At 58.7% G+C, this 13754-nt stretch carries 8 protein-coding genes; 1 reads left to right on the plus strand and 7 read right to left on the minus strand.

Annotated features, from left to right (window positions below; genetic code table 11):
* Nucleotide 1: 1 nt before the first annotated feature.
* The 7 genes from MKZ87_RS15000 to MKZ87_RS15030 all read right to left on the minus strand — a co-directional run bounded on the left by MKZ87_RS15000 (nt 2) and on the right by MKZ87_RS15030 (nt 12417).
* Nucleotides 2-4789: an RHS repeat-associated core domain-containing protein gene (locus MKZ87_RS15000; protein ID WP_266201211.1), complete on the minus strand. Its 4788-nt coding sequence runs from the start codon at nt 4787-4789 to the stop codon at nt 2-4.
* The gene (locus tag MKZ87_RS15005; protein ID WP_234204818.1) at nt 4786-5529 is read right to left on the minus strand and encodes a DUF4123 domain-containing protein; all 744 of its coding nucleotides are present in this window, start codon (nt 5527-5529) and stop codon (nt 4786-4788) included. The genes MKZ87_RS15000 and MKZ87_RS15005 overlap by 4 nt, the downstream gene beginning before the upstream one ends.
* Nucleotides 5519-7561: a type VI secretion system tip protein TssI/VgrG gene (gene tssI, locus MKZ87_RS15010; RefSeq protein ID WP_227235165.1), complete on the minus strand. Its 2043-nt coding sequence runs from the start codon at nt 7559-7561 to the stop codon at nt 5519-5521. The genes MKZ87_RS15005 and tssI overlap by 11 nt, the downstream gene beginning before the upstream one ends.
* Before the next feature lie 129 nt (nt 7562-7690).
* Entirely contained in the window at nt 7691-8206 is a 516-nt protein-coding gene (locus MKZ87_RS15015) for an Hcp family type VI secretion system effector (protein WP_007949952.1), read from the minus strand.
* A gap of 310 nt (nt 8207-8516) precedes the next feature.
* Nucleotides 8517-9896, minus strand: a complete 1380-nt coding sequence (locus MKZ87_RS15020; protein ID WP_266201215.1) for a VOC family protein — start codon at nt 9894-9896, stop codon at nt 8517-8519.
* A 111-nt stretch (nt 9897-10007) separates the two neighbouring features.
* Nucleotides 10008-10946, minus strand: a complete 939-nt coding sequence (locus MKZ87_RS15025) for an alpha/beta fold hydrolase (RefSeq protein WP_266201216.1) — start codon at nt 10944-10946, stop codon at nt 10008-10010.
* 16 nt (nt 10947-10962) lie between these two features.
* The gene (locus MKZ87_RS15030) at nt 10963-12417 is read right to left on the minus strand and encodes a flavin-containing monooxygenase (protein ID WP_266201218.1); all 1455 of its coding nucleotides are present in this window, start codon (nt 12415-12417) and stop codon (nt 10963-10965) included.
* A 190-nt stretch (nt 12418-12607) separates the two neighbouring features.
* On the opposite strand from MKZ87_RS15030, the gene MKZ87_RS15035 reads away from it, so the two are divergent.
* Complete coding sequence (locus MKZ87_RS15035) at nt 12608-13681, plus strand: diguanylate cyclase (RefSeq protein WP_085698642.1); 1074 nt, start codon at nt 12608-12610, stop codon at nt 13679-13681.
* Nucleotides 13682-13754: the final 73 nt, after the last annotated feature.

A 13754-nucleotide genomic window follows, 5' to 3' on the forward strand; every position in this document is an offset into this window, starting at 1 on the left:
TTTATTTCTTCTTTTTCGTAAGTTTTTTAAATGCATCTTCGGAGATTGGGTGTCCATGAATTGTATTTGCACTGAGCTCAATCCTCATGAATCTAGTTTCTTTACCATCGTTTGCGCCGATGGTTCGCCCCATATCAATTACTTTCCAAGGTTTTCCGTTGTTTACTTCTTGTCCGTGTTCAAAAGCGTGTCGTTCTAATGCTTCGATGTCAGTGCCCGGTAGATATTTTGCTGCTCCGCCATTTGCAGTTGATTTAACAATCGATGGCCACGGAGCTTTGGGAGCTACGTGTTTATTTCCATGGTTGGTCCATTGAACATCTGGAGGTTTCGGCGCTCCGTCATTAACGCTTGCTTTGCGTGAGGTTTCTACTGTTCCGGTCTGGCGATTTAATTTTCCAGGACACTCGGAGTTCAACCCCAACGGATCCACCCACCCCGTAGGGTTAGGCACGTACTGGTAGTTATTCAACCCACCCGCAAGCTTGATCGGATCCGGTGTCAGAAACCGCCCAGTCCCCGGATTGTAGTAGCGATGACGGTTGTAGTGTAGGCCCGTCTCTGCGTCGAAATACTGACCCTGGAAGCGCAACGGGTTATCGATTTCACTGACGTCCAGCGCCGCGAGGTTGCCGTAGGCGCGGTACTTCGCGGACCACATGATCTCGCCACTGTAGTCAGTGAGTTCCTGCGGTGTTCCCAGGTGATCGAGTTGGTAGTAGAACGGCGTTGCCTTGCGCGGGCCTTCGCCGTAGAGCATCGCCAGTGGGCGGAAGCTGCCGGGTTCGTAGATGTAGGTGCGATAGCGGTTGTCACCGCTTTCGGCGATCAGGCGTTCGCCTTGCCACAAGAATTCGGTGGTATGGCCATCGACGGTTTTCTCGATGCGGCGGCCGAAGGCGTCGTACTTATAGGATGGAGTGCTGCCGCCCGGCAGGCTGACACCGATCAGTCGATGCTGGCAGTCGTAGCGGTATTCGGTGACAAGTTTCTGTCCGGTGCCACGGCGTTCGCGGATCAGGTTGCCATAGGCGTCGTAGTCGTAGTGGCGGTCGCCCTGCATCAGCAGACGGTTGCCTTTGACGTTGGCGAGGTTGGCGGTGCCTTCGTTGTTCTGGCCGAGCAGGTTACCCGCTGGATCGTGGGCGAAGGTTTCCGGCGTAGCGCCACGAACGCTGATCAATCGATCGAGCGGGTCGTAGTGGTAGCTGCGGCTGCCTTTGCGGCTGTCGTCGATGCCGGCGAGGTTGCCGTTGGCGTCGTAGTTATAGCGGCGCTGGAACAGGTTTTTTTCACGCTGGCTGACACTGTGCGCTTGCAGGCGGCCTTGTTCATCGTACTGGTATTGGCTGAGCAGCAGGCCTTGTTGGCGCTGCTGTTCACGACCGGCGCTGAATTGGTGGCTGGTCAAGCGTGAGCCGTTGAGGTCGATGCTGCTCAGACGTCCGCCGTACAAGTGGCGGTAGTCGAGTGTGCTGCCGTCGGGGAGCCGGCAGTGACTCAGTTGTCCGACGCTGTCATATTCGTAGCGCGTGGTGCCCCATCCCTGATGCTCGGTGATCAGGCGATCCTGCACGTCGTATTCGTAGGCAAGCGGCCAGTGTCCGTCGTCGACATTCACCAAACGGCCCAGGGCATCGTAGCTGTAGTGTATTTCTTCGCCATCGGCGAGGGTTTTCACCAGCAGTCGACCGGCAGCATCGCGCTGATACTCGGTAACCAGTTCGCTGCCGTCATCGCCGAATTCGGTTTTCTTCAGCAACTGGCCGTTGAGGTCGTATTCGTACGCGGTGCGGCGGCCGTCGAAACCGGTTTCCTGCTGGATCAGACCGTTGGCGTAGTAGTCGAGTTTGTAGTGCTCGCCGCGCTCGTTTTCGATTTCAGTGAGTAGCAGGCCGGCGTTGTCGTAGCGATAGCGCAACTGGCTGCCGTCGGGATTGATGCGGCGGCTGACCAGATGCAGGTTGTCGGCGTATTCGTAGCGGGTGATGCGGCCGAGCTCATCGCGTTCGGCGGTGACGCGTCCGTACGGGTTGTAGGTGAAAGCACGGGTGGCGCCGCCGGGGAGGGTGATCTGGGTAAGGCGATCGACGGCGTCCCATTGATAATGGGTGATGGCGCCGAATTCGTCCTGACGCGTGATCTGGCGTCCAAGTGCGTCGTAGCGGTACTTGCGTTGACCACCGTCCGGAAGACGCTCCTCCAGCAACTGACCGAGATTGTTCCAGCCCAGTTGATGGCGGCTGCCATCAGGATGGTGAATTTCCAGCAGGCGGCCCTGGCGGTCGTAGCTGTAATGGGTTTCGTTGCCCTGAGGGTCGATTTGCCGGGTAATGTCGCCTTGTTGATTGCGGTCGTATTGCCAACGGGCCTTGCCACGTTTGACTTCAATCAGTTGGCCATCGAAATAGTTGTAGTGGGTAGGTTCTTCTTCCGGCGGGATGACAGCCATCAATCGTCCGGCATCGCTGTATTGATACTCGGTAATGGCCCCCATTGGATCTTTTACAGCAACCAGACGCCCTTCATCGTCATAGGCGTTTTGCGTTTCCGCACCATCGGCAGCGGTTTCACTGATCAGGCGTGCATTTTCGTCATGCACGTAAACCTGTTCACTGCCATCGGCGTTGTGAACCGTAACCGTGCCTTTGTCATCCCACTCGTAGCGAGCTTCCAGTTGCGAATAGTTGGCCCAATGACGTACGCAACGGGAGAGTTTGCCTTCACGTTCCCATTCCCAGAAGAAACTGGCGCCACCGGCCAGTTGCCGCTCAAGGATGACGTGCTGATCGTTGTAGCGGTAATGCTCGGTTTCACCTGCGGCATTGGATGCCGAGATCAATTGATTGCGAGCGTTGTAGCGGTAGGTGACTAGGGTCTGAATGGTCAGCCACGGATCCTGGCGTTCACCACGTTCGTCATACTCGGAACGCTGTTGTTGCTGATCCACGGCCATGATATGGCGGTCATCGTAACGCAACAGCAACGCGCGGCCAGCACCGTTATCGATGCGCTGGATCCGCCCCACCAGGTCATAGCTGATATGCACCTGATTTCCGTATGAGTCACTGACCGTCGTCAGGCGGTCTGCGCGGAAATGATAAAAGCGTGGTTTTGCCCCTGCCTGGGTGAGGATCAGTTCACCCGGTGCCTCGCCCAGAAAAATGGCTGCTTGAGCCAGACTGTTGGTGATGGCAGGCCGTTGTTCCGTCGGCATCGGGAAGCGGGTCTGACGGTTTTCGTTATCAGTCCACAGCACGCCCTCATCGTTGATTTGCAGGCGATGGGACAGAGAGTGACTCCAGCCATGGCCCAGACGCCCATCGATTTCAACCGCGCTGCTGCGGTAGAGGCGCGTCCATTCAATCGGCAGCAGACCACCCAATACACCGTCAGTGAGTGTCAGCAATTCCTCGCCGGTAACCATCGATACCGGTTCACCGTTGGTGCAGGTTTTATCGGCGCACTGAGCGGGTTTGTCGGCGGGGTTTTTCGACTGATCAGGTGCGTTGTCTACTTTTTCCTGCTGTTGGACTCGAGTGTTGTTTTCTTTTTTGCCGCGAGCATGGATCTGTGCATCCGTCTCCACGGCCCCACCCGAGACGGGCGGCTTTTTCTTCGGTGGTGTGGCTGTTTCTGCGGGTTTTGGAGGCGCGATTTCGATACTTGCCTTCCGCGCCTGATTGAGTGGCGAGTTGCCGTTGAGCATCAAGGGCTTTGCGGTATCGGCGTGGCCTGTCGCATTCTTTTTGCTGATTTTCATCAGCATCGAGGTGAAGTCTTCGATCAGCTTCATGACCTTGCCGCTGTTTCTTGCGGCATTCAGGCCTTTGGTGCCGATACGGACGGCCAGACCGATCCCGCCCGTCAAGACGATACCGATCAGGATGTTCAGCAGCACTTCCGTGGTCAGTTCCGACAAGACCTCAGTGCAGGTCTGCGGAGGCAGCATCTTGACCCACGCGACGATCGCCGCGACGTAGATCCACATGAGTGGTTCGTCACTGGCAATTAGCAGTGCTGTTTGGATGGCTTCTTTCGAAGCGTTATAGATCTTCTTTATCTGTTCTTCGGTGAAGAATTTTTTGAGTTTCTCGTAGTTTTCCCGAGGATGCGCAACCAAGTCGTAGAGGCTCTTGATGTCCCCCCACAGCCCCATGATTGCCTTGAGGAATCCTTTCCAGGCCGACTCCAGCTGTTGCAATGCCCGTCCACCCATGGATGCATTGGTGTGCGCTTGCCAGAGCGGCAGAAAATCGGTGGTCCACTCGGTTTGCAGCCAGGCGCTCAGATCTCCTATGACGCCTTGATAGGAGTTGAAAAGGCTGTCGATCTGAGCTTTGGTAGGATTGGGGAAGAAAGTGATTTCGTATTGTTGATGCGGTTTGAGGCCTGTGACCTCCAGAATTCCGCTTGGGCCGATCTTGACGTTGATGGCTTGACCGACTTCGTTCTTGCCGTAGAGCTTGCCATCCTCCACCGGCACCAGCCGCACAGGCGTATTGCCGATAGGGACAAAACGCGCAGATTCGAAACTGTGGACCAGCTTCAGTTTGCCGTTGGCAGGGCAGTTGGCATAAAGGGTATTGGCCTTTTTACTGTCCTTGTCTGCGGTGCCGACTTCGTCACCGACCTTGAATTGCTGCTCTGCATCCAGAATGCCGCCGTACCAAGCTTCGGCATGCTCGCGATAATCCTTCAGGCACTTTTTGAAATCGCTGATGATGGCCTGAGCATCAGGCTGTTTTGCATTGAGATTGGCAACAATCTCACCCATCAAAATGCTCATACAGCCACCTCACTTTCCAGATGGGCCTTCAGCAGGCCGGTAAAATTTTCTTCCGTGAGTAGCGTGCGTTTTACGAAGCGCGCCACTTTCTTTTGCAGGTTTGATTCCGGGAACGAGAAGTACAGGTCTGCATGCTCCTCCTGCAACCACTGCATCATGTTGCCGATGATGGTCGACGGGTTTTCGGCCATCAGGCTGTCCAGTAGATCTTTCGGCACCTCCCACCACGGCCAATCCCTCACCTTCGGCACCACCCTCGGTCCGACTTCCAGCGTTCTGCCATTGATCAGATACCGCTCAAACACCGGCAGCACTTCCCCGGCCGTCTCCCCCAGCCCTTCAAGAATCGGATAGATATGCCGTCCATCCCAGAACCGGAAAAACACTTCGGTCCCGTCTGGCATCTTCACCTGGGTCAAACTGCGCAGATGTTCGAAAACTTCGTTGGGTTCGGAGCGGGAGACGGCCAGCCAGCCCCAGTCGAGGGCGTCGGTTTCGGTGATCCAGGGCAGGAACGCTGAGTTGGCCTTGAGTTCGGCGACGTAGGGCATCACCGGTTGCCAGGTGGCGTAGGGCGTGCCGCCCCAGATGGGAATGGCCTGGACGGTGGGCTCGCTTTGGTAGAGGTTTTTCAGTGCGTCGGCATCGCTGGCGGCGCTGATGATCAGGTACAGGCGTTCGTCTTTTTTCAGCGGCTGTTGTGCCAGCCAGTCCTTGGGTGTCAGTCGATTAGATGGCACAGGCACCTGCCTTGCATTTTTCGCATTCTTCACAGAACGGCGCGTTGCGTTTGAGCGTATTGATTTGCGCCGGGGTCAGTACGGCACCTGCCTTGTCGGCGTCGGCCTGTTTCAGCACGCCGGGCAGTAGCGGGGCAGCGCCGGAGCCGCTGCCCGGGCCACCGCCGGAGTTGATGTTGATCGCCGGCCCGCTCATGGTCACGCCGCCGCCATCGATCTTGATGAAGCTGCCGCCACCGACCAGCGTCAGTTCAGCGCCAGCTTCCAGCACGACCTTCATACCGCTGCTCAGGTGAATTTCCTGGCCGGCGTCGATGAATTGCCCGGTGCCGATCTTGATGTGCTGGTTCACGCCCACGGTCAGATGGTCGTTGGCGCGGGCTTCGACTTTGCGGTCTTCGTAGACGGTGTGGTGTTCCTCGGCCTTGAATTCCGTGTAGCTGTTCTTTTCCACGACGTCGTGGCGTTCGTTGCCGACGCGGATTTTCTGGTCGTGTTCGATGTTCTCGTCCCAGTCGCGCTGGGCGTGCAGGAAGATCTGTTCCTGGCCTTTCTTGTCTTCGATGCGCAGTTCGTTGAAGCCGCCGCCACCCATGGAGCTCAGGGTCTTGAAGGTGGTGCGCGTCTTGTTCGCCGGCAGGGCATAGGGGACGGTGTTTTCCTTGTGGTACAGGCAGCCGCTGATCAGAGGCTGGTCGGGGTCGCCTTCGAGGAAGGTGACCAGCACTTCCATGCCGATGCGCGGGATGGCGATGCCGCCGTACTGGGCGCCGGCCCAGGCAGACGACACGCGCAGCCAGCAACTGGTCTTGTCGTCGGCCTGGCCTTCGCGGTCCCAGTGGAACTGGACTTTCACGCGGCCGTATTCGTCGCAGTGAATCTCTTCACCTTTCGGGCCGGTGACCACGGCGCTCTGGCTGCCAAGGATGCGCGGTTTCGGGTGGCGCAGGGGCGGGCGGTTGGGCACGTCCCACGGGGTGGCCTGAAAGCGGTTGCGGTAGCCCTGATGGAAATCGTCTTTAAGCGCCGTGGTGTCGCTGGTGACCGACTCTTCCAGCACCTGCGGCTGCTTGCCTTCGTGGTGGACTTCGGTGAGCAGCCACAGATCATTCCACTTGGCTTTCGGGTGTTCTTTCAGCGCGAGGAAATGGCCGCTGACCAGCAACGGCTGATCACTACGCCCCTCGGCGAGCTGGAAGTCGCTGCGATGACGTTCGAGGGCGCGTTTGGCCAAATGCTTGCCGCGCTCGCGGTCGATGAAGCGGCCCGGGTAGTCGTAATCCTCGAGGTCGGGCAGAGCGTCGCCGCGGTTTTCGCTTTCCAGCGTCAGGCGCGGTTTTTCGAAGTCGTAATCGCGGCGGGTGGTGCGACTGGTGCGGGTTTCCAGGCGCAGGTCGAAGCGCTTGATCACCGGGTCGCTGGCGACCATGCCGGAGTCCTGCTGATAGGCCACCGGCGCCAGTTTTTTAAACACCGTCTGGTCATCGCCGAACACCAGTTTGTGCGCCGTGGCGCTGTGCTGGAAGTGGTAGTGAATGCCTTCTTCTTCGCACAGGCGCTGGATGAAATGCAGGTCCGATTCGTCGTACTGCACGCAGTAGATACGCTCGGGGTAGATCGAACCGGTCTGGAATTCATAGGCATTGCTCTGGATGCCATGTTCCTCGAGGACCTTGCCGATGATTTTCGGCACGCTGAGGTTCTGGAAGATCCGCTGGTTGATGCGGTGTGCCAGATACGCCAGTTGCGGGCGCAAGGTCACGGAGTAGCGCGTCAGGCGTTTGCCGGAGTCGCCTTGCGCGGCGCGGTAGATCAGGCCGTGGATGCCGCTGCCGTCGGGCGACAGCTGCAAAAAGGCCGGCTTGTGCAGCAGGGTTTCGAGGTCCAGCGACGGCTGCTCACTGACCAGCTCCACCTCGAAGGCAAACGGCTGGCTGATGGCTTCCCGACCGGTGAGGGTAAACACCTGGAAATCGGCGGAAAGCCCTTCGATGGTCAGGGCAAAGTGGGTTTCATTGGCCGGCGCGAACATCCCTTGTTCCTCGTGCTGTACAGCGGCGCCCGTCGACCGGAAAAACCGGTCAACGCACGCGAAATTCTGGAGGGGCGTAAACAACATCGACCAGCAGAGCTGGCCGATGCTTGAAACGATCAGCCGTAATTAAACGACTGGAGCACGCCAGTCATCGGAACCCGAAGTACCGGATACTTCGTGGGTCCAGGTGATTTTGCGGTAGGTGAACTGCACTTCTTCCAGGTGGGTGAAGTGCGCGTTGCCTGGATCCTGGCAGTTGTGCATTTTGTTGTTGATGGCGACGATGATCGCGTCTTCCAGTTTGGTGGTGTAGTAGTGCTCTTGGGTACCTTGAGCCGAAGTGCGGTACCACTGGATAACGATTTCGCTCATGCGCTCGCCGGAGGTCAGAGCGGCTTGCAGCAGAGGCGAAGCCTTGTCGTAGACCTTGGTGATCACAACTGGCTTGTGAACGCGCTGACCGGTTGGCTGACCGGATTGCGGGTCACGCGGGATGATCACGTCGTGGGTGAAAGCCTGAACCATGACCTGGTCTTCGTGGCCTTCCTGGTAGGTGTTGCCAACGGAGTCGGCGGTGAAAGCGCCGGCAGTGATCAGGCCTTGTTTTTCGCCGGTAACCGACATGTACGCTGGTGTTGCCATGGGAGGTGCTCCTTGCGGATAAAGTTAGGGTGCCCGGGAGGCGAAATCGCCCGGTGGGTGCCTGACTGTTATCAAGGAGCGTGCCAGTTTTTTAGAAGCCTTATAAATCAACGGGTTGGAGCTGATTGGTGCCGGTTTTGACGAAAGCGGGCGGGGATTAAGGCAAAAAGTGCGCAAGAAGTTGCGCAGTGCTGCGCAACTTCTTGCGCACTTGGCTGGAGGCCTCGTAGCGCAAGGGTTTCAGAGGTTTTGTAGGAAGTTTAATACGGAGAACTGCGCAACTTCTTGCGCAGTATGGCTAATCGCCGCGTTATCGAGTCAACACCGCGAGGCAGTCCTCAATCGAGCGTTGCTGCGTCTCGGCATACAACCTCAATTCATCAATGGTCAAACGCCCCAGCGCCTGCTCGAACGCCTGTCGGTTGGAATGCTCGCCATAGTGCGTCTGCGCCGCATCCCCCAGGTTCGACTGAAAAATCCCCGCTGCACTCACTGGCAGGAAATCTTCGTACACCAGCGGTTCGGCTTTCACATAGCCGTCGCGCAATAACGCTTGCAGCGAAACATCAGCGGGACGACCCGCCGCCAACCCTTGGTCTGTCGGGAAGTAACGGAAGTACGCCAATTCCTGCTCGCGCATGCCCTCGAGGCTGTCAGGGAATTCGCTGAAATGCTGCGCCATCAGCGCGTTGTAGCGTGAGGCGTTGGCTTCGTTGGGGAAATCACCCAGTTCATCGCGTGCCGCATTCAGCAGGCGGTCGTACAGCGCCCGGCCCTTGGGAGTCAGCGCTGCGCCGCGTTGCTCGATTTCGCCGAAGCGGGCGCTGTGACTGCCGCGGGTTTGCGTCTGGTCAATGAAGGCGATTGGCTCGTCCAGCGCCTTGAAGCTGGTCTGACGCAACAGAATCGGATGTTGCCGGCGCGGTGGGCCTTCGATCACCGCTTTGGGCGTAATGCCCTGCAGCGGCATCTGCGCCTGAACAATGTCGATGTCCAGCGTGCGCGGGGTCAAGTGGTTGATGTGCGGGCCCTTGAATGCAACGACATCGGCGATCAGACGATGCTGGGCACTGAGGGTCTGGTACTGCGCGGCGGTGACGGTAGCGCTGTGGTGCCAGCGAAACGTCTCCAGCGCTTGCAGGACAAATTCCCCGGCCTCGGCTTCATTCAGGCCACCAGCAGACTCGGCCTGTTCGATCAGCTTTAGCGCCGCCGAGGTGAAGATCGAACGCTTATCCAGCACCGATGCAGCAAAGGCTCGCAACTCGGGGTCTTCAATCAATTCCAGTCGCAGCAACGAAGTGAACACCCGGAACGGGCTGACCTGCAGCGCCTCTTCATGCACCGCACGGAATGCCGTGGAATGTACCGGCACCCCGGCGGGCGTCAGGTCGTAATAACCCACCGGCTGCATGCCCATCACTGCAAACAGGCGGGCGAGGGTGGCCAGTTCAGCAGCGGTGCCGACGCGGATCGCACCGTGGCGTTCCATGTCCAGCCGTTCGATTTCGCCCGTGCTTTGCAGTTGATTGGCGACTTGCGGCTCGCGTGCCAGCACGTCGCGATTGGTCTGTTCCACCAATTCCATCAACGCGCCGTACAGCGGCACTTCTTCGCGGTACATGTCGGACATCGCTTTGGAGAAGCGTTGGCGGATCAGGTCGGGGCTGACGAAAGGCTGCACGGTCATGAAAAAAATTCCTGGCACGGTCACGTAAAGGATGTCGGAAAAGATCGCAGCCTTCGCCGACGCGGGCAAACGAAGAATCCTACGGACTTCATTCTGCCAACGACTGACCGTTTACCTGTCCTGACGCGAATGCTCCCCCAGAAACTCCTGGTACAGACGCGCTGTGTTCGAGGGCTGCTCGACCATCGGCATATGCCCGACGCCATCCCACACATCTACCCGCAGATTGGCGATGCCCTTGCTCCATACCGGCACACTGCTGACATCGATCAACCGGTCCTTGCGGCCCCAGAGCAGCAACGCCGGGCATTTGATGTCCGGCAACTTCGGCTCCATCGGCGGGCTGGCGCGAAAATCGCGGAAGATCTCTTCCAGTTCGTCCCGTTGTTGCTCGTAGCGCTGGGCTATGGCGTCAAGTACCAGACCCGGCACCCACGGTGGCGAGGCCATGGTCATGGCATAGAAACGTCGGAATTCTTCCCGGGAGTTGATGAGGAACGGATTGTGCCCACGAGCCAGGTGACGCTCCATGTCGCTGGCCTCGGGCGCAGTGACGCCCGCCGGGTCGATCAGCGCCACCGAAGCGATGCGGTCAGGGTAGGTCGCCGCCAGCCACGCGGCGATGTAGCCGCCCATCGAGTTGCCGATCACGTGGACCTTCTCGACACCGCAGACGTCGAGCAACTGGATCATGCGCTTGGCTTGCACCGGAATGTCATAGCCACCGCCGGCCTTGAAGCCGGTTTCGCCGTGGCCGGCCAGGTCCGGGATGATCACTCGGTACCGGCCGACAAAATGCCGGGCGAAGCGCAGCCACAGGTTTTTTTCGGCGCTGTAGCCGTGCAGCATCAAAATGCTGCTCGACGCTTCATAAGGCCCGCCTTGCCAGGTCGACACAGTCATTTCGGTAATCGGCACTTCAATCTTGTGCAACCGGTACAGCCTGGCCTCGAGGGCCGCACTCAGATCGTAGAGCCAGTGGCCGACCGCCGGGTAACTCAACCAGCTCCAGGCCACGAAAACCGCGAGGGCGACAAACAGCAAAAGCATCGTGGATCTTCCTTGTTCAAGACAGAATGTGGTCGGCCGGTTTCAGCGCCCGGGTCAATCGGTGGTAGCTGAAACTGAAGCCGGGGAACATCGCGATCACATGACCGCTCCTGCTTTGATACCAACTGTGGCAGCCGCCGGTTTTCCAGACCGTGCGCTCCATTTCCCGGTGAATCATCTGAGTGTAGGTACGTTCCGCTTCGGGGCGAACTTCGATGCTGCGCAGACCTTTGGCCTGCAAGGTGCGGATGCAGTCGAGGATGTAGTTCATCTGCGATTCGATGATGAACAGCGCCGACGTATGCCCGATGCCGGTGTTCGGCCCGGTGACGATAAACAGGTTGGGAAAGTCCGGCAGGCTGGTGCCGAGGTAGGCGCGTGGGTATTGCGCCCAGACATCGCGCAGTTGCACGGCGTTTTTTCCCCTGACCGGATAGGAAATCACGCCATCGGTGGCGTCGTAACCGGTCGACCAGACAATCAGATCGACGTCGATGTGCTGGCCGTCCGTGGTGACGATGCCGGTTTCGTCGAGGCTGGCGATACCCTGTTCGCGGCTGTGTAACGTGACGTTGGGTCGGGTCAGCGCCGGGTAGTAGGTGCTGGAGAGCAACACCCGTTTGCAGCCGATGGTGAAGTCCGGTGTCAGTTTTTTCCGCAACTGGGGGTCAGTCACCTGGCGTTCGAGAAACTTCAGGGCCTGGCGTTGCACCATGTGAATCGCCGGTTTCGAATACTTGAAGGCGATGACCCGGGTTTCGAATTGCCAGTAAATCATCCAGCGCAGCAGTTTGTAGGCGGGTTTCAGACCCAGCAGCCAACGCTGGAATCGCCCGAACGTGCGGTCGGCGCGGGGCAGCACCCAGTGCGCTGTACGCTGAAACACGTGCATCCGGGCGACCTTCGGTGCAATTGCCGGAATCACTTGGGCCGCACTGGCACCGCTGCCGACAATCGCTACCCGTTTACCGTGATAGTCGTAGCTGTGATCCCAATTGTTTGTATGAAAGGTCCTACCCTGAAAGCGATCCTGACCGGGGAAGTGTGGGATGACCGGTTGGCTCAACGGCCCGGTGGCATTGATCAGGAACTGCGCATAAAAAGTGCCTTTCGTGCCGGTATGGACGGCCCAGCGTTTTTCGGCGTCATCCCATTCGACGCGCTCGACGTTGGCCTGCAACTCCACCCGGTCGCGCAGGCCGAAGCGTTCGATTACATGGTCGGTGTAGCGGTGCAGTTCGGCCTGTTCGGCGAACATCTGCGTCCAGCGATAAGGCGCAAATGACAAGGAATACAGCGGCGACGGCACATCCACCGCTGCACCGGGGTAAGTGTTCTGGCACCAGGTGCCGCCGAAGAAGTCCCGGCGTTCCAGCAAGCGAAAGTCGTCGATACCGGCCTTGAGCAGATTGACCGCCGCGCACTGGCCGCCAAAACCGCTGCCGATGATCAGCACTTGGTAGGTTTGCATGCGCCTCCTTCTTAGAGTCTTTTTTCCATTTTCTTCCTTTCATGTATAGCCAATCATTTGCCCGCCGTGTGTCGCCGATGACGGGGCATTCGGCCCGCTGGCCGGTGATGGCTATTTAACGTTGCCCTGTTAGACTCCCAGCACATACGGTCTGCGGTCTGCGCAGTGCCGTCGAGTGGTCGAGGCCCCTATGGGAAGATCGGGAGGAAAAGGACTTTCACTGGCCAGGAGGCTCTATACATCGCGAACCCTCGGGCTGGTCCTGGGGCTATTGTGCGTGAGCGTCGCGATGTACCCACTCGTCCCGCCGACCTGGGTCTGGGCGCTGATGCTGTTCAACGGCCTGGTCTGGCCGCACCTCGCGTATCAATGGGCCCGCCGGGCCAAGGTTCCCTATCACGCCGAACACCGTAACCTGTTGATCGACGCTTTCCTCGGTGGCTTCTGGGTCGCCGCCATGCACTTCAATCCCTTGCCCAGTGCCATGACCATTTCGATGATGGCGATGAACAACGTCGCCATCGGCGGCCTGCGTTTTCTGGTGGCAGGGGCGGCGGCACAGTTGCTTGGCGTCGGTGTCGGGCTGGTGGTATTTGCGCCCGCGTTCGTCCCGATGACCACACCGGCGCAACTCTATGCCTGTCTGCCGCTGCTGATGCTGTATCCGTTGGCGCTGGGCTGGATCTGCTTCCGCCAGGCCTACACCCTCGGCCTGCATAAACGTGAACTGCTGACCCTGAGCCGCACCGACAGCCTCACCGGTCTGCTCAATCACGGCGCCTGGAAGGATCAACTGGAAATCCAGTTTGAACGCTGCAAACGTCAGCAGACCGGCGCGACGATTGCGCTGATCGACATCGATCACTTCAAGGCGATCAATGACACCTACGGCCACGTGGCCGGCGATCTCGTCCTGCGTCAGTTGAGCAAGATGCTCAAGCAGAACCTGCGCATGGCCGATGTGGCGGGGCGCTACGGCGGCGATGAGTTTTGCGTGATGTTGCCGGACTTGCCGCTGTTTAACGCGGCGCAGGCGATGGAAGCGTTGCGTGAGCGTTTTTCCTTTCTGGTGTACGAACAGAACCCGGCGCTGAAAGTCAGCCTGAGCATCGGTCTGGCGGCGCTCGATCCCGCCCACGGTGATGCGACACGATGGCTGGATGACGCCGATCAGGCGCTGTACGAGGCCAAGGCCGGCGGGCGTAACCGGGTGATTTGCTGCAGCGACGACAAGCCACGGCGCCAGGTATTCGATTCGGTCTGAACGGATCGGGTGTCGCATCCGGGATAGAGCCTTGGGGGTATGTGAGGTACGGTTCAGTACCCGACACGAAACA

This window comes from Pseudomonas sp. MCal1 (assembly GCF_026341415.1).
Classification (GTDB): Bacteria; Pseudomonadota; Gammaproteobacteria; order Pseudomonadales; family Pseudomonadaceae; genus Aquipseudomonas.